At 45.5% G+C, this 22,007-nt stretch carries 20 protein-coding genes and 1 pseudogene; 6 read left to right on the top strand and 15 right to left on the bottom strand.

All coding sequences use genetic code 11. The features are described from left to right. Positions 1 to 16 precede the first annotated feature (16 nt). The 5 genes from ABD894_RS06740 to ABD894_RS06720 form a co-directional block, all read right to left on the bottom strand. Entirely contained in the window at positions 17 to 424 is a 408-nt protein-coding gene (locus tag ABD894_RS06740; RefSeq protein ID WP_345210234.1) for an Rrf2 family transcriptional regulator, read from the bottom strand. 117 nt (positions 425 to 541) lie between these two features. Next, complete coding sequence (locus ABD894_RS06735) at positions 542 to 1,804, bottom strand: MFS transporter (protein WP_345210233.1); 1,263 nt, start codon at positions 1,802 to 1,804, stop codon at positions 542 to 544. A 43-nt stretch (positions 1,805 to 1,847) separates the two neighbouring features. Then, positions 1,848 to 2,510: a FadR/GntR family transcriptional regulator gene (locus tag ABD894_RS06730; RefSeq protein WP_345210232.1), complete on the bottom strand. Its 663-nt coding sequence runs from the start codon at positions 2,508 to 2,510 to the stop codon at positions 1,848 to 1,850. A gap of 91 nt (positions 2,511 to 2,601) precedes the next feature. Then, entirely contained in the window at positions 2,602 to 4,236 is a 1,635-nt protein-coding gene (locus ABD894_RS06725) for an ArnT family glycosyltransferase (RefSeq protein WP_345210231.1), read from the bottom strand. A gap of 147 nt (positions 4,237 to 4,383) precedes the next feature. Then, positions 4,384 to 5,085 (bottom strand): DUF92 domain-containing protein, encoded by a 702-nt coding sequence (locus ABD894_RS06720; RefSeq protein WP_345210230.1) that lies wholly within the window; start codon positions 5,083 to 5,085, stop codon positions 4,384 to 4,386. Between the two features lie 232 nt (positions 5,086 to 5,317). Between ABD894_RS06720 and ABD894_RS06715 the strand changes: the two genes are divergently transcribed. After that, on the top strand, positions 5,318 to 6,010 hold the full coding sequence (locus ABD894_RS06715; protein WP_345210229.1) for a class I SAM-dependent methyltransferase: 693 nt from the start codon (positions 5,318 to 5,320) through the stop codon (positions 6,008 to 6,010). 189 nt (positions 6,011 to 6,199) lie between these two features. On the opposite strand, the gene ABD894_RS06710 is transcribed toward ABD894_RS06715, so the two are convergent. From ABD894_RS06710 to ABD894_RS06700, 3 genes are all read right to left on the bottom strand, one after another. Next, positions 6,200 to 8,800: a DUF3857 domain-containing protein gene (locus tag ABD894_RS06710; protein WP_345210228.1), complete on the bottom strand. Its 2,601-nt coding sequence runs from the start codon at positions 8,798 to 8,800 to the stop codon at positions 6,200 to 6,202. Between the two features lie 419 nt (positions 8,801 to 9,219). Beyond that, positions 9,220 to 10,287 (bottom strand): winged helix DNA-binding domain-containing protein, encoded by a 1,068-nt coding sequence (locus ABD894_RS06705; protein ID WP_345210227.1) that lies wholly within the window; start codon positions 10,285 to 10,287, stop codon positions 9,220 to 9,222. A gap of 6 nt (positions 10,288 to 10,293) precedes the next feature. Then, positions 10,294 to 11,247: a Smr/MutS family protein gene (locus ABD894_RS06700; protein ID WP_345210226.1), complete on the bottom strand. Its 954-nt coding sequence runs from the start codon at positions 11,245 to 11,247 to the stop codon at positions 10,294 to 10,296. 255 nt (positions 11,248 to 11,502) lie between these two features. On the opposite strand from ABD894_RS06700, the gene ABD894_RS06695 reads away from it, so the two are divergent. Both ABD894_RS06695 and ABD894_RS06690 read left to right on the top strand, forming a co-directional pair. Continuing rightward, complete coding sequence (locus tag ABD894_RS06695) at positions 11,503 to 12,000, top strand: DUF892 family protein (RefSeq protein WP_345210225.1); 498 nt, start codon at positions 11,503 to 11,505, stop codon at positions 11,998 to 12,000. 203 nt (positions 12,001 to 12,203) lie between these two features. Beyond that, positions 12,204 to 14,075 (top strand): M1 family metallopeptidase, encoded by a 1,872-nt coding sequence (locus ABD894_RS06690; protein ID WP_345210224.1) that lies wholly within the window; start codon positions 12,204 to 12,206, stop codon positions 14,073 to 14,075. A gap of 74 nt (positions 14,076 to 14,149) precedes the next feature. Here the strand turns inward: ABD894_RS06690 and ABD894_RS06685 are convergent, their stop codons facing one another. Together ABD894_RS06685 and ABD894_RS06680 are read right to left on the bottom strand one after the other, a co-directional pair. Beyond that, positions 14,150 to 14,548, bottom strand: coding sequence for a YtxH domain-containing protein (locus ABD894_RS06685; RefSeq protein ID WP_345210223.1), 399 nt, complete (start codon positions 14,546 to 14,548; stop codon positions 14,150 to 14,152). Positions 14,549 to 14,758: 210 nt separating this feature from the next. Further along, positions 14,759 to 15,400 (bottom strand): NAD(P)-dependent oxidoreductase, encoded by a 642-nt coding sequence (locus ABD894_RS06680; RefSeq protein ID WP_345210222.1) that lies wholly within the window; start codon positions 15,398 to 15,400, stop codon positions 14,759 to 14,761. A gap of 258 nt (positions 15,401 to 15,658) precedes the next feature. Between ABD894_RS06680 and ABD894_RS06675 the strand changes: the two genes are divergently transcribed. The 3 genes from ABD894_RS06675 to ABD894_RS06665 all read left to right on the top strand — a co-directional run bounded on the left by ABD894_RS06675 (position 15,659) and on the right by ABD894_RS06665 (position 19,290). Continuing rightward, complete coding sequence (locus tag ABD894_RS06675) at positions 15,659 to 16,024, top strand: VOC family protein (RefSeq protein WP_345210221.1); 366 nt, start codon at positions 15,659 to 15,661, stop codon at positions 16,022 to 16,024. A gap of 112 nt (positions 16,025 to 16,136) precedes the next feature. Beyond that, the gene (locus ABD894_RS06670; RefSeq protein ID WP_345210220.1) at positions 16,137 to 18,476 is read left to right on the top strand and encodes a TonB-dependent receptor; all 2,340 of its coding nucleotides are present in this window, start codon (positions 16,137 to 16,139) and stop codon (positions 18,474 to 18,476) included. Between the two features lie 4 nt (positions 18,477 to 18,480). Continuing rightward, positions 18,481 to 19,290 carry a DUF4249 domain-containing protein gene (locus ABD894_RS06665; RefSeq protein ID WP_345210219.1) on the top strand — a complete coding sequence of 270 codons (810 nt, stop codon included), beginning with the start codon at positions 18,481 to 18,483 and terminating at the stop codon, positions 19,288 to 19,290. Positions 19,291 to 19,407: 117 nt separating this feature from the next. Here the strand turns inward: ABD894_RS06665 and ABD894_RS06660 are convergent, their stop codons facing one another. From ABD894_RS06660 to ABD894_RS06640, 5 genes and pseudogenes are all read right to left on the bottom strand, one after another. After that, positions 19,408 to 19,596: a YtxH domain-containing protein gene (locus ABD894_RS06660; protein ID WP_345210218.1), complete on the bottom strand. Its 189-nt coding sequence runs from the start codon at positions 19,594 to 19,596 to the stop codon at positions 19,408 to 19,410. 239 nt (positions 19,597 to 19,835) lie between these two features. After that, positions 19,836 to 20,588: pseudogene (locus ABD894_RS06655) on the bottom strand (SDR family oxidoreductase). 71 nt (positions 20,589 to 20,659) lie between these two features. Then, entirely contained in the window at positions 20,660 to 21,232 is a 573-nt protein-coding gene (locus tag ABD894_RS06650) for a Crp/Fnr family transcriptional regulator (protein WP_345210217.1), read from the bottom strand. A 10-nt stretch (positions 21,233 to 21,242) separates the two neighbouring features. Then, positions 21,243 to 21,572: a DMT family transporter gene (locus ABD894_RS06645; RefSeq protein ID WP_345210216.1), complete on the bottom strand. Its 330-nt coding sequence runs from the start codon at positions 21,570 to 21,572 to the stop codon at positions 21,243 to 21,245. Continuing rightward, a complete protein-coding gene (locus ABD894_RS06640; protein WP_345210215.1) occupies positions 21,573 to 21,974 on the bottom strand; it encodes a winged helix-turn-helix transcriptional regulator in 402 nt (133 codons plus the stop codon). It abuts the gene before it with no gap. Positions 21,975 to 22,007 lie beyond the last annotated feature (33 nt).

The raw sequence follows: 22,007 nt of genomic DNA, 5'->3' as shown, positions 1-22,007 counted from the left end.
TTATGTTAAAAAAAAATCAATAAAATTTCTCACTAAAATCGGCCAGGTTAAAGTCGTACAGTTTTTTTATCACCGCGTCTTCAATCTCCTTGTCCATATCTTTTAAATGCTGGTTAATTTGCCTGCCTACCGGGCATTTCGGGTTTGGCTCATTCCTGGCCTGTCCCAAAATTGCCGTTTGTTTAACGGCTTCGTATACATCGGCAAACCGGATCTGATCCGGCGATTTTGCCAGCATATAACCGCCTGCCTTACCTTCTTTGCTAATGATCAATCCGTGCTTACGCAGGTTGCTTAGCTCTTTGCGCACCAGTGCCGGGTTTGTATTGATGCTGCCCGCCAAATAATCAGACGATACCAACTCTCCCTTAGCTGCATCCAGCAGGGTAAGTATGTGTACTGATATATGAAAGCGGCCGTTCATCTTTACTGTAATTATAAATATTACAGTACAAAGATGCGCAACATTCTTCAACAAAAAAAGGCACCCTTAAAGGATGCCTTGTATTTTACTTTATGCCGACAAGAGATGTTCAGCTGTTTATTTAACGGCTGACTTCTTTTTCCCTTCAATATCAGGCAGTAAGCCTGTAATAATACCTATCAGCGGTAGGTAAGCGCACAGGTTAAATACGTGCGCAATACTGGTGTGGTCGGCCAGGCGACCCAATAATGCCGAACCCAATCCGCCCATCCCGAAGGCGAAACCGAAGAACAAGCCCGATACCATGCCCACCTTGCCCGGCAGAAGCTCGGTTGCGTAAACCAATATGGCCGAAAACGCCGAGGCTATAATTACACCGATAAATACAGATAATACGCCTGTCCAAAATAAACTGGCATAAGGCAACAGTAGTGTAAATGGCGCCACACCTAATATCGAGATCCAAATGATGTATTTACGACCAAACTTATCGCCCAGCGGACCACCAATTAAGGTACCCGCAGCTACTGCCGCCAAAAAAACGAACAAATACATTTGTGATTGCTGTACCGACAGGTGGAACTTACCGATGAGGTAGAAGGTGAAATAACTCGTCATGCTGGCCATGTAAAAATATTTGGAGAAGATGAGCAGCAGCAAGATCACTACCGACGTAATGATGCGGCCTTTTGATAATGCCGGGCGGCTCTCTTCAACAGCAACCTTTTTACGTGCCCTTAATGCAAGGTGGCCTTTATACCAACCGGCCACTTTCAACAATACAAAAATAGCCAGTACAGCCGCCAGCGCGAACCACCTGATATTACCCTGCCCGAACGGAATGATAATAAGCGCGGCCAGCAAAGGCCCGATAGCACTGCCCGCGTTACCGCCCAGCTGGAAAATTGATTGTGCCAAACCACGTTTACCACCCGATGCCATATAGGCCACCTTTGACGATTCGGGGTGAAATACCGACGAACCGGTACCGATCAATGCTACCGAAACCAGTATGAATATAAAACTTGATGCTATTGACAGGCTCAACAAACCTATCAGTGTAAAACCCATACCAATAGCCAGCGAATACGGGCTTGGCTTTTTATCGGTATAGTTGCCTACAAAGGGTTGCAGTAATGATGCCGCCAGTTGAAAGGTAAGTGTGATCAGCCCGATCTGCGTGAACGACAGGTGGAAGTTGGTTTTGATCATGGGGTATACCGATGGGATGACCGATTGCATCATATCATTCAGTAAGTGCGAAAAACTGATGGCGAACAAAATAGGATACACCGTTTGCTGCACCGCCTGTTTGGTTTCGGTACTGATGATACTGCCCGGAGCGGTAGAGTCGGTAGTAATTTCTGCGGATGGTTTCATTTTAGATATATATTTTATCCTTACGGATAGATGGATAAGTAGTTTATTGCGAAACGTGGCCAATGATGCGGGCGGCACAGTTCCAGGCTTTTTTGGCATCGCCTTCAATAATGCTGTTCATGAGTTGCTCGTGCAGATGGGTGGTGCTCACAAATATCTGCGTATCGGGGTAGCTTTCCATAAACCAGCTTTTGAGGTGTGTAGCAACTGATTTGTACAGATCGGCCAGGATATCATTCCCGGATGCCTCGGCTATAGCGGTGTGGAAACTCACATCGGCCTCCACGCAATCGGCCATCAGGCCTGCACGGGCGGCTTCGGTACGGCGTATAAACATGGCCTTTATTTGGGCTATGTCGTCATCGGTACGGTTAACAGCGGCTTTTTCGGCTATTTTCATTTCCAGCAGTTGCCTCACCTCATCCAAATTTTGCGCGCTGGCCCGTTTAAAACGCTGTGCCAGCGGCTCGCGTATACCCGAGGTATCCTCAACAAAGGTACCCAGACCCTGCTGCACCCGCAATAAGCCCGAGTTGGTCAGCAGTTTTATCGCTTCGCGGATTGTGGAGCGCCCAACGCCAAAGTTTTTCATCAATTCGGGTTCAATAGGCAGCTTCTCGCCGATCTGATATTTCCCGGCTTTAACCTGGTGCTGTATAGCGGCGGCTACTTCATCGGCCAGTGAACTACGTTTTAATATTGCCATTTTAATTGAATCATCATATCATCTGATGATTACAAACTTGAGGATATAATTTTACAATTACAACCTCTTTTTAATATTTTATGGGATAGTATTAATCCTGCGGTTTTTCACCCGGACCGAATGGCGGCCTGCCGGTGAGCTGTTTATACAGCGGTAAATCTTCGCGGGTTTCTTTGGTTACGTGGAAGTTTTTACAGTAATAAACCTGCATGTGCAACTCGGTTACGCCGCTGCGGATTATCTTGATCTCGGGCAGTTCGGTAATACTGTCGAAAAACGGCTTGGCATCCTGGGTAACGCTTTCGTACTCGCCTTGCGAAACAATAATGGCATCGTGCCCAATCAGCTTGTTAGGGTCAACAAGGTAAGCCATGTTACGCGGGTCGTGGTTAAAGCAGATGATCTCCTTTTTACCTTTCAGCGCCCAATCTACCTTACCGGTAAGCCACCAGCGCGGCGTACCTACAAACAGGTTTTTATTATTGAACCAGCCTTCTTTTTCAAAGCGGGTGTTAATATCGTTATAGTCGATACCCTGTACGGTCGGGTCGTCGGTATCACCTGCGAGGCCTACCGCCCATTTCGGGCCATACCATGTCCAAAAACCGGTTACCATGTGCAGGCTCAATACGGTAATCGTGATAACGGTAAACCATATCGAAAAGTTCATCCACCTGCGTGTGCCCCGTGCGGTTTCAGTATTACTCAGCTTTTTATCAATAGCGTAACCCAGCGGCGCGAAAAGCATCATGTAGCCGGGTGCCTGCCAGTGAAAGTGATATTGAAGATCGGCCCAAAGGGTAATCACGGTGAAGAAAACAATAGGTAAAACGGCAATCCAAAACACGTAGCTGTATGATAGCGAAGTAACCCTTTGCTTGAACGATACAAATAACTGCCTGAAGGTAGGTACCCAGATCCATGGCAGCAACCAAAGTGCCTGCCCGCCAAGGCTGCGTAAAAACCAATCGATATGCAGCTGAAACTTTTGACCGGTACCTGCGCGCGATCCCTGGAAAACAAAAGAAGCCCAGTTGTTCTGATAGTTCCACCAAATGATAGGAAACGCCATAATCAGCGTGATCAAAACCGCCAGGTATGGCCCCGGGTTCCTCAACCAATGCCTTTGCGATTTATTGGCTACTATGAACAAGAACACACCTGCAAATAAAAACAATACGTGGTATTTGCTAAGCGTAGCCAGCCCCATCAACAAGCCTATATTTACCCACCACAGGTAGGTTTTACGTTTATTAAAAGTGATAGTGCCCCTATTTTCGCCAACCTGCATTACCTGTACTATGCAGTACGCGGCAGCCAGCCAAAAGAACATCAACGGCGCATCGGGCTGAAACCAGCAGGCTATGGCCACGGTGAATACCGCGCTCAAATTCATTACCACTACCGCCCAAAAACCGGCCTTGGCGTTAAATAGTTGGCGTGTAAGTAAAAACAACATCCAACTGGTACCTGCAAACAGCAATACTGCCGGGAAGCGCAGCCCCAGTGTAGTTAAGCCGAATATTTTTGTGCTTAACCAGCTCAACCAAAAAAACAATGGCGGCTGATCGAAATAGCTTAGTTCAAGTGTAATGGCACCACGAAAGTAGTACGACTCGCCGATACCCAAGCCTGTATAAGCGGCTATTAGTATGCGAATAATGAATGTGATAATGATTAACGTTAACGCGTACCGCGCTGCATTACTTTCAGTGAGTTTTTTCACTATGTGGGCTAATTAAAATAAGGATTAGGGCGAGTATTTCACCCCATTTTCAGTCGACAAAACTAAAAAATATCCGGCACATATTTATAAGCAGGCCGGGTCATTAGTTTGTAGTTTTAAAGATGTGTTGATAAACCGAGGCCCGGTTTAAAACAGCAGCACCACACAACCCGCAATAAGCGTATTTAAAAAGTTAACCGTGTTATTGCCGATCAGGTTTCGGCGTTCGAGACTTGCGCCAAGTACCGAATCGGTAACGTTACCGATGGTTCCTGCAATGATGATCTTCAAAATGGCCCAGCTCCACCCAAAACCAATGGCGTATATTAGCGCGATAATGCTGCTGCCCGCCACACCAATCAGCAAACCTTCTATGCTGATCACGCCGTTTTCGCCGCGTATGTCTGCTTTCAAGGTGAGGATATTGAAGAACCGCCTGCCATAAAGCATCCCCAGTTCAGATGCCAAAGTATCGGCCATTGCCGAAGCGAAGGATGCCGCCAGCATTAATTGAAATACTTCCCGGAAATCCGGATAGATCAGTGTTGCGATGCCTGTTAACCCGGCCACTCCCGCGTTGGCCAGTACCTGCCCTGCCGTTCGTCTGCCTCCGTTGGCTTCGGCGGCGTTTATGCTTTGCTTTAGTTCGCGTTGCCATAGCGTGGCTAAAGTACCCGCCAAAAAGAAGGTAGTTATGATGGCTATGCCCGTAAAAGCAGCGCATATATAAATGAGGATGCTTACCAAACCGCCTGTAATAGCTGCCGTGAGTGTGAGCTTCCTGCTTTTTACGCTGCCTATCATACCGGCAGTAATTATGATGATGAGTAAAAAGTGGGCGATGGTCATAAAAGTGAAATCGATTTTAAAACATTGCGGAACGGGATTGTGTGACTCCCCTCTTGAGAGGGGTGGAGGGGTGTGTTCATTTTTGAATAGCCATGTTCAAGTACACACCCCTGCCAACGCTCAACCTCTCCCGCCCCCTCTCGAGAGGGGAATAAAACTCTAAACGCGATTTTCCTGATGGTCATAATTGAGCAATTGCCCAAATATATTGATTTGATACCTTTGTAAACACATGAAGGATATTTTAGGACAAGCCATTTACGACCGCTACCATAAACTGAGCAAGCATAAACTTTGGATCCATAATCAATATGGGCCGAAGGAGGAGATGCCGGTATCAACCTATTTCCGTAAGGAAGATGATTTGCCCGACCTGGAATGGCATGCCCTGAATGAATGCCGGGGCAAAACGCTCGACATAGGTGCCGGGGCAGGCAGCCACAGTCTCGAACTGCAAAACCGGGGTATGGATATTACCGCGCTGGATATTTCGCCGCTGGCAGTTGAGGTGATGCGCAAGCGCGGCTTACAACAGGCAATTGAGGCCGATATATTTACCTACACCGGGCCTAAATATGACACCCTGCTTTTACTGATGAACGGCATAGGGCTTACCGGTTCGCTGGAAAACCTGGCTAATTTTCTGCAATACGCTAAAACGCTGCTGGCACCGGGAGGGCAATTGCTGTTCGATTCGTCGGACATTGCTTACCTGTACGAGGGCAACCCGCCGCAGGACAGGTATTATGGCGAAATTAAATATCAATATGAATACAAAGGCAAAAAAACAGATTGGTTCAACTGGTTATATGTGGACGAACATACCTTAACCGATGTGGCAAAAAAGACCGGCTGGAGCACCGATATTTTGGTAGATGACGAATACGGCCAGTACCTTGCACGCCTGCAACCAATAGCCGAATAAACAACCAAATTTATTATCGGTTTTAAAAACTTTATGTGGTAAGCCTGCGTATATCCATTAGTTTTGACGAACTAAAAGACCTTACACTACCCAAAAGAACTTAAGGTAAATTATGATGCGATATTATAATTTATTTTCAACCTAAATCGCGATGCCTAAAAGCATCGCGATATTTGTTTACGGGCATCTTTACTGTTGCTCTTTATTAGCAGGGAATGCATCGGCACCGCGCATTTCGTAGCTGTAGTTATTAGCCGGTTGCGGTACAATAAAAGTGTATTTAACCCTATGCGATTTGATGAAATAAGGTATACATATAGCGCCCATCACTATTGAAAATATAAGATCGTTATATACATTTTTATCCGGCAATGTACTTGAAGAAACTATATAGGTAACAGCGTTTACCACCACTACGGATATAAAAAACCCTATAATGTACTTTGGTAAAATATCTCTGCGGTTTAAAAATAAGATGAGGCAAAAAATGGAGTATCCGGTTAAAATAATATGCCCTATCGCTTTAATCGTAATCAATGTTTTATTTTGATTACTTAAGGCAGCTGTGCCGTATTTGTTCCACTTATCTAAATCAAAATAACCTTCGGAGAATAAGGAAAAGAAACCGGCTATTGTTATAAAGAAAAATACAACCAGTATCAATATCAGCCATCCGCCCAATGGCTCAAATCCCGAGCCGAATGAAAACACGATCCCCGGCGTTTCCCTGCGGTAGATCAATACACCGCCCACCGCGATAACAATACCCAATAAAGTTATACAAAGCACCATGTACATATTCACACGCATGGGCTTCAAATTAAGCGGCTTTGTTTCGTTACCCGGATTGTAGGTAAATGTATAGGCTAACTCGTCGTCGCTTATCTTTTTAACATCCTTACGGTATTCGTCGAGTTTATTCACCGGGATATGATCCTGCAAATAAGAGAACTTATAATTCAACGTGAGCATATCGCCGTCTGCAGAGGTAGAAGTATTTAGCCTGTAAGCATCACGTTCAATATCGGTATGGCTTGCATCTATGCTCCAGCCGCCGGGTAGGTTTACTTTTATGGAGTAATCAATATTGTAAGGGTAATTTACCGACACCGGCGTTTTTAACCTGCTGTTGATCTCTGATAATTGGTCGCTGATGTAATTGGCATAAAAGCCGCGTACGTAACCACCCTCAACCGAATCCTTTTTAAAAAAATCAGGGATCTTGTAACTTTCAATAGTTACGATCTTATTTTCCTGCTCATCATCGGTCACCGTAACAGAATCTGTCGACTCAATTTTGGGGTAAATCTTGGCGTAATAATCAATATACGTCTTTTCTGTTTCGGCCATGCTCGATGAGGCCAGCTTATCGCGCATGTAATCTGCCTCTGAACCTGTATAAGCCGTGTACACCGTTAAGGTAGCAGGTGTTACGGCATCCATAACGTTGTATGTTTCGGTCAGTTCCATTTTGCCGCCTGTCTTTACCGGGATGGTGGTTAACGCGTGTGTTCCATCCTTCAATATCAAGCCTTTGCCATACGGCGGAAAATAAATATCAGTCCCCGAACCACGCTGATAAGCTATAGTGGCATCAACCCAAACCTGCTTACCATCTACTACCGCGGTTACTACGGCATGGTTAAAGGCGTTGGCTGTTGGCAAATACTGATCTACCCGGCCACGCATGCTGGTGTTTACCAGCACCATCCAGGCATCAATACCGTTTGCACGCAGCAGCGAAGTAAGCAGTAAGGCTTTATCCTTACAATCACCGTAACGCTGAGCGAACACCTTTGCCGGATTATTGGCCCGGTGCGAGTATTCGCCAATTTCGATACCCATATAGCGCACTTCATCCTGCACGGCCTTTACGGCGTTCCTGAAATATTTCTCTTTACTATTGCCCGATTGCTTTTTTAGCTGGGCTACCTCGTCGGCCAGTTCGCCGGTAAATTTGGTGATAACCGGGTTGATGGATAATGCCCATTTGGCCACCTCGTTCCAGTTGCTGTATTCGCTTACCTGCACGTAGGGGAAGGAATTGTACCAGGCGGGCTGCTTATCTTCATAAGTACCGGCGGCAACCATAAAAGCTTCCCACTCATATTTTTTTAGTCCGGCAGCTTGTGTTATCACCGCTTTAGGCACCGCGTTGAACGTTTTGATATTCAAAGCCCTCTTATCAGCCGCAATTAATGCGGTGTACTGATGGGCTATAGGCTGGTGACTTTGAAAATAAAAGTTACCCATAAATTTATTGGCAAAGATGGGATTGCTGCCTGTTACCGTGTACGAATACTCTATCCTATCGCCCTTGCGGATATCGGTTAGGATATATAAGGCCGAGTAGCTACCCTGGTAAATAAAGCTGGATAGTTCCTGCTCATCTGCCAGTACTTTAAAGGCCGAAGCGTTAAGTTTGTTGATGGGTTTATTGTTGCGCCATACGATGATCTCGTGGAAATCGACCCGCTCGAAAGAGGGCTCAAAGCTTACCGAAATTTGCGATCCGTTTTGGATACCCGCTCCGGATACGATATCGCGGATGATGTGGTTATAATCGGCATGCTGTTCTACATTTACCTGCCGTTCAATTAAAGCATAGAAATACCCGTTTTGCACCGTACGGGCAGGCGGCTTTTTATCATAAGGTTTAACGGTGCTTAACCAGGCAGGCTTAGCCGAAACATGAACTACAGGATTGGCTGCCTGCACAAAACCTGGTTGCAGCCACAATAAAACAAAAACAAACAATGCAGTACTAACTGCGGATAAGGCCTTTCGCATACTGCCATGAAAATAAATAATGGCAACGGATTTAGTGATAATTATTTACAAATAATGAAAATGTTACGGAGCATGAAGTGTTTGCCTCACCCAACCCTCTCCATAGGAGAGGGCTTTAAATATTTCTTTTCCCGTCAGCAAACAGCTTCGGGCGAAAACGGGCAGAACTGTGGAGACCATGAGCGCAAAGGCGGGCATAGGAACTTGTTGCATGTGGGGAGGAAATGAGCGGCGGGGCAAAAGTTCCAGCCCCAAGTTCTGCACGGTTTGCAGGGCAAGGGCCCTGTGCGGCAAAGAAGCCTTTTGCTGGACAAGCCTTTTGTTACTTTTGGGCTCAAAAGTAATGGGGCACTGCGCCCAAGAGCAGGCTAACGCTAATTGCAGCACAAACACAACCTAGGCACAACAATCACAAACACTTACCTCACTTCAACACCCATCCCCATAAACTTAGCGTAGTGCTTCAGGCTCTTATCAACAGCAGCTTGCTGGGCGGGTTTTAGTACGTCGAAGGGGTTTAAATTAACCGTAATGTTTTTTGTGCCGATGCTGCGTTTCCAGTTGCCGGCGATACTGCCGCCGAGCATAATGGCCGGGTCGAAAATTAGGTAACCGCCTTGTTCGGCATGTTTTGTATTGATGGCGGCGCTGCGGTCTTTATAGGCAATGGTGTATTCATCAAACGGGGGCAACAGGCACGATATGGGTGCGGGCAGTTTGGTATCGGGCAGGTGTTGCGGGAGATAGTAGGTTTGGTTGTCGAGGCTGATATTGGTCAGCTTCTCCTTAATTTCTTCCAACCCGGTTTTGGCATCGGCTACAGTGAGGCCGCTCCACCATACAAAATCGTGGAGGGTTGCCGGTCCGCGGCTGTTGAAATAAGTGAGCGCCAGCCGTGCGATGGATTCATCCCTGGGGAGCGATTTCGCATTTGGCGCCCGTTCATCAAAGGATGCATACGTAAACTGCTTGCCCTGCCTCGCGCCGCTGGTAATTACACAATCGAGTTCGGCGGTAAACAGCAGGTGAATTAAGCGCTGGGTATCAGTAGCAATGCCGCCCTGCTCCAATATTGCTGCAATTTCAGTGCGGGTGAGTTGCTTACCTCCTTGCAAGGCTTTCGCCAGTATATCATTACTTTTTGCAAAGGTTTTGGCATCCAGCTTTAGCTGCCGGTTGCGCCCCGCGCTTTGCTGATTAAGGCGCGGCGCGGTAAGTTCTATCATCCAGCGTATATCTGCCGGGTTTACAAAATGCCAGGTTGGCCGCAACACGTGGGTGCGCAATACCTCCCCGGCATTTATTTGTTTTTCGAGTTTGCTATCGGTAGCGTTATTTAAACGCAAGCCCAATGCCCATTTCGCTCCGGCGTAATCCTGCGCCTGTATAGCCCCCATGTAGCTTACCAGTTCGCCCGCGTTTTTAAAACGCGACTTTGATAGTTGCTGGTTATACAGGCGGTATTGCAGTAGCTGCCGGGCATTCATGGTGTATTATTTTAATATGGCCTTGGTAGCGCCATAGCCAAACTTCTCTTTACGGGCATCCATAAAAGTTTGCACTTTGGGGTGTTTGCTCAATAGCTTATGCAGCTCGTGGCGTAATATGCCGTTACCTGCGCCATGTATAAAGGTAATTTCGGGCAGTTGGTGCACAATGGCGGCATCAAGCGTTTTGTTAAAATGGGTAAGTTGTATCTTCAATATCTCGCTACTGTTGATGAACTGGTGATCTTCGCGCAGTTTTTCAATATGCAGGTCAACCTCGGTTACCGGTTTAGCCGGTATGGATGTCTTTTCTTCGGCTGTTTTAAAGAAGCTTTCCTTCAGTTTATCGGCATCAATTACCAGTTCGGGTTCATCCACACGAATCAACCAGCCTTGTAAACCGTTAACGGGCAGTTTCTTTTTCGCCCCGGCAAAATCTTTAGCCTTAAATTTTTCGGTGAACACTAATGGCTCTTCGGGCTTTACGTTTTGCTTGGTATGATAAACCACATTCAAGCTAAACTTTGGCCATACTTGCAAATCGGCCAGTTGGGCCGAATAGATCTGCACCGAAGTATTTGGCGCTAAAATGCCCGCGTACTCGCCCTTGTATTTGCCGCCGGTATCGGTAGTAAATGATGCCAGCAACTGGAAAGATGTTTCGTTCAGCAAATGAAAATGCACTACCGAACCCGCCTTTGCATCATTAACCACACCAATATATATGCCTTTGCTTATAAATTCGCTTGCCGGTATGGCAGCTTCTTCGGTACCTGTTTTTGTTTCGGCTTTTTTACCCCCCTCGTAGCCATGTACCGTGGTTACCTTGCTGGCCAGTACAGGTATCTCAAAATCATCGTCGCCGGTTACGCCTATCATTTGCTCATCAATAATGCGGGTTACGTAACCCTCCATTTTTTCGTCTACAAAGCGTACAAAATCGCCTAATTTATATTTCATAGTATAGCAAATATAAGGTTTTGTGTGGCGATGCGTTGTTATTTACCGGGTAAATTACGCCAGACGACCGTCATATAAGCATTAAAAAAATACACCTTATGTATAAGTTTTTAACTTAAGCGGCATCGCGAATTAGTTTATAATTAAAATTCAAAATTATCCGCTTTTATAATGGTATTTTTGAAACAAGGCTCACAACCACGTGTTGTTAAACTTTTTATTATCACCTCATTAACATTTACACAAAAAACAGGTATGTCACCCAAAACGTCAGATCCGCAATTTGTAAAACAAGTATTTCTGCATCACCTTAACAGGCTTTACTTTGGCAAGCAATATATCAGCAAAACTATAGGCAGCCTTATTGAACTGGCATCATTCAACTCGTTAAAACTGGCTTTACAGGAGTTTGGCGATGATATTAACAGCCAGATAAAACGCATGGCAGTAATATACGAACTGATAGAAGAAACCCCTTCAGATGCCAATTGTAACCCCATTAAAGCTATTGTAAAAGATAAATTTTGTTTGGATGATGCCCAGCCGGTGTCGGTTTTACTTGATACCGATGTTTTGCTTTACGTGCAGATGCTGGAGCACATCAATATAATATCGTGCCGAATGCTGAAAGCGCTATCGGTACAGTTGGACGATAAAGAAATAGAACAGTTGCTGATAGAGTGCTTTGATGAGTCGATAGATAACGACCAGTTATTTTTACTGATCACCAAGGAGTATATCAATCTGGACTAAAACAAAAAAAACCAGGCACAAGCCCGGTTTAGGTTTTCAGTTATCTAATACCCCTATTAAAATAACTTAATACAAACGTAAATAAATTTAACACAGTCGCACCCTTTGTAACACAATTGTTATAAAGCTGAAGTAAAGGCGTTTACCACCTATAGGCTATTTGTATTTTATAACTATCTTCGGCCTTATTTTTCTACGACCTCATGTATAAAAAACTAATTGTAGCAGCGCTGCTCGCGGCTGCTTTTACGCAAACACAGGCGCAAAGCCTGTATATGCCACGCGATATTCAAAAGGCATTTAAAAAGGGCACCCGCTCGCCCGATGGTAAACCCGGCACCAAATACTGGCAAAATACCGGTAATTACAACATCAGTATTACCGCCCTGCCGCCAAGTCGCGATATTAAGGGTACCGAAACTATTACCTATTTCAATAACAGCCCCGATACCTTGAAAAGGCTGAACATGAAAATGATATTGAACATACATAAACCCGGCGCGGCAAGGTTTTATGGTGCCAATAAAGATTATTTAACGCCCGGCGCTCAAATAGATAAGCTTTTGGCCAATGGCGAAAGTTTAACTTACAATAACGAAGCAGCTACCACCAACATGGGTATCGTGCTTAAAAAGCCGTTGTTGCCTAAAGATTCGGTTAAGCTGGATATTGACTGGCACTACCAGATCTCATTGGAAAGCGGCCGCGAAGGGATGATTGATTCTACTACTTACTTCCTGGCGTATTTTTACCCAAGGGTATCAGTTTATGATGATTATAACGGTTGGGATCGCCTTGATTTTACAGACGCGCAGGAGTTTTACAACGACTTTAATAACTACATCCTTAATGTAACCGTACCTAAAAACTATATAGTTTGGGCTACCGGTACCTTACAAAATACCAAACAAGTGTTGCAGCCCGAGTATGCTAAACGCCTGCAAAAATCATACACCAGCGATTCTACCATTCACGTAGCTACCGCTCAGGATCTGGCTAAAAAGAATATTACCACCCAAAACGCCACCAATACCTGGACATGGACCGCTAACGACATCAGCGATATGGCCGTGGGTATAAGCGACCATTATGTGTGGGACGCGGCCAGCGTAATCGTCGACCCTAAAACCAAACGCCGTGCAAGTATGCAGGCTGCCTTTGCCGATGCCTCGGCAGATTTTCACCAGGCGGTACAGTTTGGCCGCAATACGCTGGGTTGGTTATCACACAACTGGCCGGGCGTACCGTATCCGTTCCCTAAAATGACATCATTCCAGGGCTTTGCCGATATGGAGTACCCGATGATGTGTAACGACAGCCATACCGATGATCCACACTTTACCCAGTTTGTACAAGATCACGAGGTAGCGCATACTTACTTCCCTTTTTATATGGGCATTAACGAAAGCCGCTATGCTTTTATGGATGAAGGCTGGGCCACTACTTTTGAATTGCTGATAGGTACATCAGAAGTAGGTAAAGAAAAAGCTGAAGCATTGTTTAAACAATTTCGTGTGGATGGCTGGATCCATAACCCTGCTACCGCGCAGGATCTGCCCATCATCACTCCATCGAGCGAGTTGAAAGCCGGTTACGGTAACAACGCTTACGGCAAGCCGGCATTAAGCCATTTCGCGCTGAAAGATATGCTTGGCGACGAGCTGTTTAAGAAAGCGCTGCATGGTTATATGGATCGCTGGCATGGTAAGCACCCTATTCCGTGGGATTATTTTAACTCGATGAGCAATGTATCGGGCCAGGATTTGAACTGGTTCTTTAACAACTGGTATTTCACCAATTACTATATCGACCTGGCTATTGATAAAGTAACCAAAAGCGCGGATGGCTATGCCGTATCGGTACAAAACATAGGCGGCTTTGTTGTTCCGTTTGATGTGAAATTAACTTATGCCGATGGCACAACCGAAAGCGTACACCAAACCCCGGTTGTTTGGAAAGCGAACCAAAAACAGGCCACTATCAACGTAAAAACAGGCAAAACGGTTAAAACCGTAAAACTGGATGGAGGCATATTTATGGATGCTACCGAAAGTGATAATAGCTTTACATTGTAATGCTGATAAGTCGTATATAATGAGAAAAGGCCCGCTTCACAGCAGGCCTTTTCTCATTATCAGTAAATGCTTAATTAAGCGTTTTGTACCGAATTATTCCAGTTATCGGCAGTAGCTTTCACTTCATCTTTAGCGCCTTCTACTTTTTCTTGTCCGTAAGTTTTAGCTTTATCGCTAAGCTCTGATGCTTTTGATTTAACAGCGTCAACAGCTTTGTCGCGATATTCGCCGGCTTCGTCAACCACGCTACCAAATTTAGCTTTCGCTTTATCTACTATATGTGATCCGTACTCTTTTGCATCAGCAGCAGCAGTACGTGCTTTTTCTTTAGTTGTATCTAACAAATCGTTGAAATAATCAGCGATTTCGTCTCTTGTAGCTTTACCGCTATCAGGCGCTAATAACAAAGCCGCAGCGGCTCCTGCAGCAGCACCTATTAAAAGTGCAGCAACTAATTTTGATTGATCTTTCATGTTTTTTTACTTTTATATAGATGTTTTACTGTACTGATAACAAATAGTATGCCGTGGTGTTTAAGTTATTTGATAATAAGTTAAACCGGGGGGACTCACCCTGTCATCGCTTCGCTCGACATCCCTCTCTGCTGCGCAAAGAGGGAGTTCTCAGCTTTTGGTTTCAGCTTATCTTTCAGCTTTCTCCTTTTACCTTTCAGCTTTAACCTTTCACTCAGAAGCTACAAACGGTGCTTTACCTATATATCCGGTATCCGTAATCTGCTGTACTAAAAACGCGGCGAGGTTGGCTGTGCTGATACTTTCGCCGGGGCAATCGTGCAGATCGACCAGCAGCTTACCCCGTTCATCTGTTTGTTTGATGACTGGCAGGCGCACAATCGTCCAATCGATATCGCTGTTGTTTAAAATATCCAGCACGCGTTGTTTATCGGCCACTATTTCGGGATACGATTTTTTCATAAAGTCCGTCATGGCCTGGGTATACGTGTTTTTGGTGTCGCCCGGTACATCCATGGTGATGCCGGTGATCAGGATGTAACGCTTTATACCGTACTCCTTCATTGCCGCTATTATATTGGTGGTAGCAAGGGCAGATATTAGTGGTTCATCCTGCCGCTGGCCTATGGCGCTGATCACCGCGGTGCAATCCTTAATTAACGCGCGGGCTGTTTCGGCATCGGCCATGTTGCCCTCTGTAAATTGTATTTGCGGATGCTCGAATTGCGCGCGCAAATGCGGTCGTTTCAATAGCATCTTAATGCTGTACCCTTGGCTGATTAACTCTTTTATAATGTATTTTCCGGCTTTACCGGTGCCGCCAATAACCGCGACCTTAATATGCTGATTCATTTGATCTTTGTCTTTTTATAAATTTTGATAGGAAATTTGAAGGCAATAGTTGCCTGTGCGGATAACCATGGAGGCAGATCCGATCATCGGGAGTGGATGATATTTATTAAGACAGTAAGATGTTGTAAAAATAGCAAATAATGAATGCCTGTCAACAATAGTGAACAATTTGTCGCGTATGCCCTTCTTTATTACGCGTTTGCCCTCATAGGCAATTACAAAAGCGTTTATATTTACAGCAAACTAAAAACACACATTATGGCAAGTTTAGTAACAGGTTTCGGCGGCTTCTTTTTCAGGGCGGCAGATCCATCGGCGCTTAGCGCATGGTATGAACAACATTTTGGTATTAATTCGATGATGAGCGGCGAACCATGGCTGCAACAGGGTGGGCCAACCGTGTTTGCGCCATTTAAGGCCACAACCAATTATTTTGGCAGGCCCGATCAGCAATTTATGCTCAATCTGCGCGTTAGCGATCTGGATACGTTGCTGGAACAGCTGCAAGCTGCAGGTGTGCGTATTGACGAAAGCCGTCATAACGACGAGATAGGCAAATTTGCATGGGTGTATGATCCTGAAGACAATAAAATTGAGCTTTGGGAACCGGGGGATGAAAGCTAATAGCCCAATGCTTTTTATTACAATTTTTGAAAGGCTTGTAACAAAAAAGAGTAGTTTTCGTCTTAACCTGCGATAATTTTATTACATACATCATTCACATCTATTGATTTACATGCAGAAACGAAACAGCTACCTTACTCCCCTGCTATTACTGATCACTCTTTTTTGTACCACACCTATCTTTGCTCAAAAACGTTATACCATAAGCGGTACCGTACGCGACGCGGCCACCGGCGAAACGCTCATAGGCGCCACTGTTAAATTACAGGGTACCAGCGGGCAAACTGCCGCGGCAACCAACGCGTACGGCTTTTACTCGTTAACCGGTAACGAGGGCGAATATGAGTTTACCGTAACCTACACCGGTTACACTACCACCACGCAAAAGGTTACGCTTGATAAAAGCATAAAGCTGAATATCGAGCTACAATCGGGCAGTGAGTTGAAGGAGGTTACCATTAACGCTACCGACCGCAAGAACGAGAACGTGCGCAGCCCGCAAATGGGTTTGGATAAGATCAACATGAAAGACCTCGACAATATCCCTGTTATATTTGGCGAGAAGGACGTATTGAAGACGATTCAATTGCTGCCGGGTGTAAAATCGGGCGGTGAGGGTAATACCGGTTTCTTTGTACGTGGTGGCGCGGCCGATCAGAACCTGATATTGCTGGATGAGGCCACCGTTTACAACTCATCGCACTTGCTGGGCTTCTTCTCTACCTTTAATGCCGACGCTGTAAAAGATGTTGGCCTGTACAAAGGTGGCATGCCCGCGCAGTACGGCGGCAGGCTGTCATCAGTACTGGATGTAAAGATGCAGGATGGCAACAACAAAGAGTTTGGTGCCGAAGGTGGTATAGGTTTAATTGCTTCGCGATTAAAGGTAGAGGGGCCAATTGTTAAAAACAAGGGTTCGTTCATGATTAGCGCGAGGCGTACTTATATCGATTTCCTGCTGAAAGCATCGCCGGATTCGGCCACGCGTGGCAATACCCTCAACTTTTACGACATCAACGCCAAAGTAAATTACAAGTTTGATGATAAGAACACGCTGTTTGTATCCGGCTATTTCGGGCAGGATAACATCGGCATAAAAAACCTTTTTGATAACGACTGGGGGAATACCACTGCTACCATTCGCCTCAACCACGTGTTTAACAGCCGGTTATTCAGCAATACATCGCTCATTTACAATAAATACAGCTACAGCATTAAGCTGCTTGATGAGGATAATAATGCCGATGTAACTTCGCTTATTCGTGATTTCAATTTTAAAGAAGACCTGCAATATTTCAGCGACAAGCATACCTTACGCTTTGGCTTACAGGCAACACACCACCGCATTGCTCCATCGGATATTACCACTTCGGGCAGTTCCAGCTTTAACGATCTTTCTATAGAAAACCGTTATGGTGTTGAGCTGGCCACCTACCTGTCTGACGAGTGGAAAGTGACCGATAAATTGAGCTTTTTGTATGGCTTAAGGTTTAGCGGTTTCTCGTTATTAGGGCCGGGCACTTTCAATACCTACAATGCCGATGGCGAAGTAGCATCAGAGGCGACCTACAAAAGCGGCGAATTTGCCAAAAGCTATTTCAACATAGAGCCACGCTTTTCGGCAAGTTATAGTCTTGATGATGAAAACTCTATTAAGGCATCGTACAACCGAAATACGCAGAATATACACATTCTTACCAATGCCAATTCGAGCTCACCTACCGATCAGTACGTGATGAGCAGCAACAATATTAAACCTGAGCTTGCCGACCAAGTAGCTTTCGGCTATTTTAAAAACGCGGCTAACAATGCTTACGAGTTTTCGGGCGAGGTATATTATAAATGGCTGCAAAACCAAATTGAATACAAGAACGGCGCGCAGCTGATTGCCAATGCCAATGTAGAATCTGAACTGATTTATGGCAGCGGCCGTGCTTATGGCTTTGAGCTGTACGCTAAAAAAACCAAGGGCAGGCTTACCGGCTGGTTGAGCTACACGCTGTCGCGCACCGAACGTAAATTTGATCAGCTGAACAGCGGCAATTACTTCCCGGCAAGGCAGGATCGTACGCACGACCTTGCGCTGGTAGGTATTTACAACCTGAGTAAACGCTGGACCTTTGCCGCCAATTATGTATACAGTACCGGTAACGCGGTGACTTACCCTGCCGGGAAATATAATATAGGTGGCCTTACTACTTATTATTATACTGATCGTAATGCCAGCCGTATGCCTTATACCGGCAGACTTGACATCAGCGCTACGCTGAAGGGGAAAGAAACCAAGAAATTTAAATCGAGCTGGTCGTTTGGGTTATACAACGCGCTTAACCGCCAAAACCCTTACGCCATCAACTTCAGGGATAAAAAGGATGATGCTACCCGTACCGAAGCCGTGCAGATATCTCTTTTCGGCGTAATACCATCAGTAACCTGGAACTTTAAATTTTAACATCATGCTTAATAAAATATATACTCTACTACTCCTTGCCACAGGCAGCCTCTTATTAGCATCGTGCGAAAAGGTAATTGATGTTGATATTAAAACCCCGCCCAATCAATTGGTTATTGAAGGCAATATTACCGATCAGCTTGATCTGCAAACTATCAAGATAACCCAATCAGTACCGTATACCGATAGTAATGTATATCCGCCGGTACAAAATGCCGACGTTTCGGTTACCACTAATGATGGCGTTGTATTGCATTTCAAAGAGTCTACTCCGGGCAACTACACCTTTGGTCCGTATAAAGGGATACCGGGTAAAACTTACACTTTAAGAGTAGTGATCGAAACAGCTATTTACACAGCATCGTCAACCATGCCTGCGCCCGTTAGGGCAGATTCGTTGAGCATTGTAAACCTCAAATTTGGCAGCAGCCTGCGTAAAATAGTGGCGGTTCATTACCAGGATCCGGAAACTACTACCAACCAGTACCGCTTTATTATGAAAGTGAACAACACACTCACCAGGCGCGTATATGCCGATAACGACCGCCTTACCAACGGCAACAACGTTAAAGAGCAATTATTTTATGGTAGCGATGATGACAATGAAGAACTGGACACTAACGATGAAGTAGAAGTGGAGATGCAGTGTATAGATAACGATATTTTTAAATATTGGTATACCTTGAGCCAGCAAACCCAAAACGGACCGGGTGGCGGCGTAACACCGGGCAACCCGCCGTCAAATATCAACAATAACTCCTTGGGCTATTTTAGCGCGCATACTACACAAACGAAGACTATAACGGTGCAGTAAATTTAGATAGGAGATGTGAGATTTTATATGTGAGATAAAATGCGCCGGATTTTGACTTTAACTTTTTGAATTTTGACTTTAAACAACAAAACCTGCAATGCAGGTTTTGTTGTTTAATTATGATTTAACGCGTTCTTTTACGGTTTCGAGTGCTTCTTCGCCGTATTTTTTTGCTTTACCAAACCATTCCGGAGCTTTATCAACCAGTTCATCAGCTAATGATGTACCGTCGGCTCTTTTTTTAGTAATATAGCTTACTCCGTAAGCCACAGCTGCACCAATTGCAATAGATCTTAACAGGCCCATAGTTTTGAATTTTAATGTTTTATACTGTTTAGATGCAACTATGGTGCCAGTGTTACAGGTTGTGATTAGAAATAAGAGTTAAGAGTCAGGAATTAGGACAGGCATTGCTGGAGAAGATTTTAACTCACCCTGTCATCGCTGCGCTCGACATCCCTCTCTGCTGCGCAAAGAGGGAGTTTTTTGGGCTTTTCGCTTTTGCCTTTCAGCTTTACCTTTCTCCTTTCAGCTTTCCCCTCCCTTTAAACCAGCACTCCTCCCCCATCTACAACAATGCATTGGCCGGTGCTATATTGCTGTTCCATGAGGTACAGGTAGGTTTTGGCAATGTCTTCGGCTTCGCCTACGCGTTTTACCAGCAGGGTATTATCAAAATTACTGAACATGGCTTCGCGGTCGGCGGGGCTCATTTCGTTCCATAGGTCGGTTTTTACTATGCCCGGCGCTACAAGGTTTACACGTACCGGGGCCAGTTCTACGGCCAGTGCACGGGTGAGGCCTTCCATCGCGCTGCAAATACTTGATGCCACGGCCCAGCTTTTGCCCGGTCTGCTGCCTGCAATACCGCCGGTTAACGTCATGGAGCCACCTTCGTTAATTTACGAGGCAGCATGCTTAACGGCGGTGAAAGCGCCCCAATAGCGGGTGTAAAAAAAGCGGCGGGCATTGTCCATATTGGTATCTGCCACATTACTTAGTTTGAGGTTTTCGCCCGCGGTGTACACCAAATGATCAAAGCCGCCTATTTTAGCGAACAATGCCTTGATCTGTTCTTCGTCTGATAGGTCGGCTGTTAACCCTGTGGCCGTGGCGGGCAAGCTTTTAAGCGCGCTATTTACCTTATCGATGCTTCTCGAAACTATTACTAATTGCGCGCCTGCCGCTGCGGCGGCTTGTGCTGTAGCCAGGCCTATACCTGCGCTGCCGCCAAGTATAACTACTTTTTTACCGGTTAATGAGTTGCCTGATGTTTGTTGTGCTGTTTGTGTTTTCATTGTATTGAATATTTAACAGCACAAATTTCAGCACCAGGCAGCGGCGGTCACTTACCATATGGTAAAAACGATCACCTGATACTTTTACGGATACGACTTAACGACTGCGGAGTGATACCAAGGTACGAGGCCACATCGGTAAGGGAAACACGGAGGGCGACTTCGGGCTGACGTGTCATGAATTTGAGGTAGCGGCTGGTAGAGTCTTCGCCGAGGTATGAATTTCGCAGGGCTATCTTATCCAGCAAACCCTGTGTTATAATACCGGTGATGAGTTTTTTGAGGTAAGGCAGCTTTTCGTAAAGCCCATCGAGCGCGGCGCGCGATATGGTTAGCACCTCGCTGTCGCAAGCGGCTTGTATACCTTCTTCGGCAGGTACTTTATTATTAAAACTATCGAGGATGCAGCAAAACTGGTTCTCTTTTAAAAAGAAATAAGTTACCTGGTTGCCTTTATCGTTCAGCTTTACAATGCGTAATATACCCCTGCAAATAAAGAACAGCTCTTTACAAACACGCCCTTCCTCCAAAAGCACATCCCCTTCTTTTAATGCCCTGCTGTGCATTGCCGCCTCAATTAGTTGCCGGTCGGCCTCCGGGATATCCCCAAAAAGTTGCAGAAAGTTAATAAATACCGAAACCATATCCCGATAATTAATGTGCCGACGATTTAGACCACAGGTTGATAACGAGCACACCGGCCAGTATCAGCGCGATACCTAAAATGGCGGGCATATCCAGCTTTTGGTTATACAGCACCCAGGCAATAACCGATACCAGTACAATACCCACACCCGACCATATAGCATAAGCTATACCAACCGGCAATGCTTTAAGCGTGAGGTTAAGGCAGTAAAACGCTATTAAATAGCCCACAATTACAATTACCGTTGGCCAAAGTTTGGTAAACTGTGCCGATGCCTTTAAGGCGCTGGTGGCTATTACCTCGGCAATAATGGCGATAGCCAGATACAGATATTTCATTTATTCGGCAGTTTCGGGGATAGGTTCTGTTACTGTGGTTTCTTTGGGCTTGGTGCGGTAACGGTCGCGGTGTTGCATACCCCACTCGCGCAGCGCGCCCACTACATTATCAAGCGTGGCACTGTATGGCGTTAACTCGTACGATACGGTTACCGGCGTGGTGGCAAACACTTTACGTTCAATAAACCCGTTGATCTCCAGCTCCTTCAATTCCTTGGAGAGTATTTTGGGCGTGATATCTTCCAGCGCGCGCTGAATATCCTTAAACCGCAGCGGGCCCGATGAAAGCGCCACTATCAGCGGAAGCTTCCATTTACCGCTCAATACATACAAGGCATCGCGCACCGCTACGATACTTTGCATGCAGGTTTCACTATTATGGTTATACTTTAAATAGGTCATAAGCTTGTTGCTATCCTTTAGGATACCGGTATC

Source organism: Mucilaginibacter gynuensis (assembly GCF_039541195.1).
Classification (GTDB): Bacteria; Bacteroidota; Bacteroidia; order Sphingobacteriales; family Sphingobacteriaceae; genus Mucilaginibacter; species Mucilaginibacter gynuensis.
The sequence above is the reverse complement of the archived record's forward strand: the minus strand, read 5'-3'. Positions and strand labels throughout refer to the sequence as shown.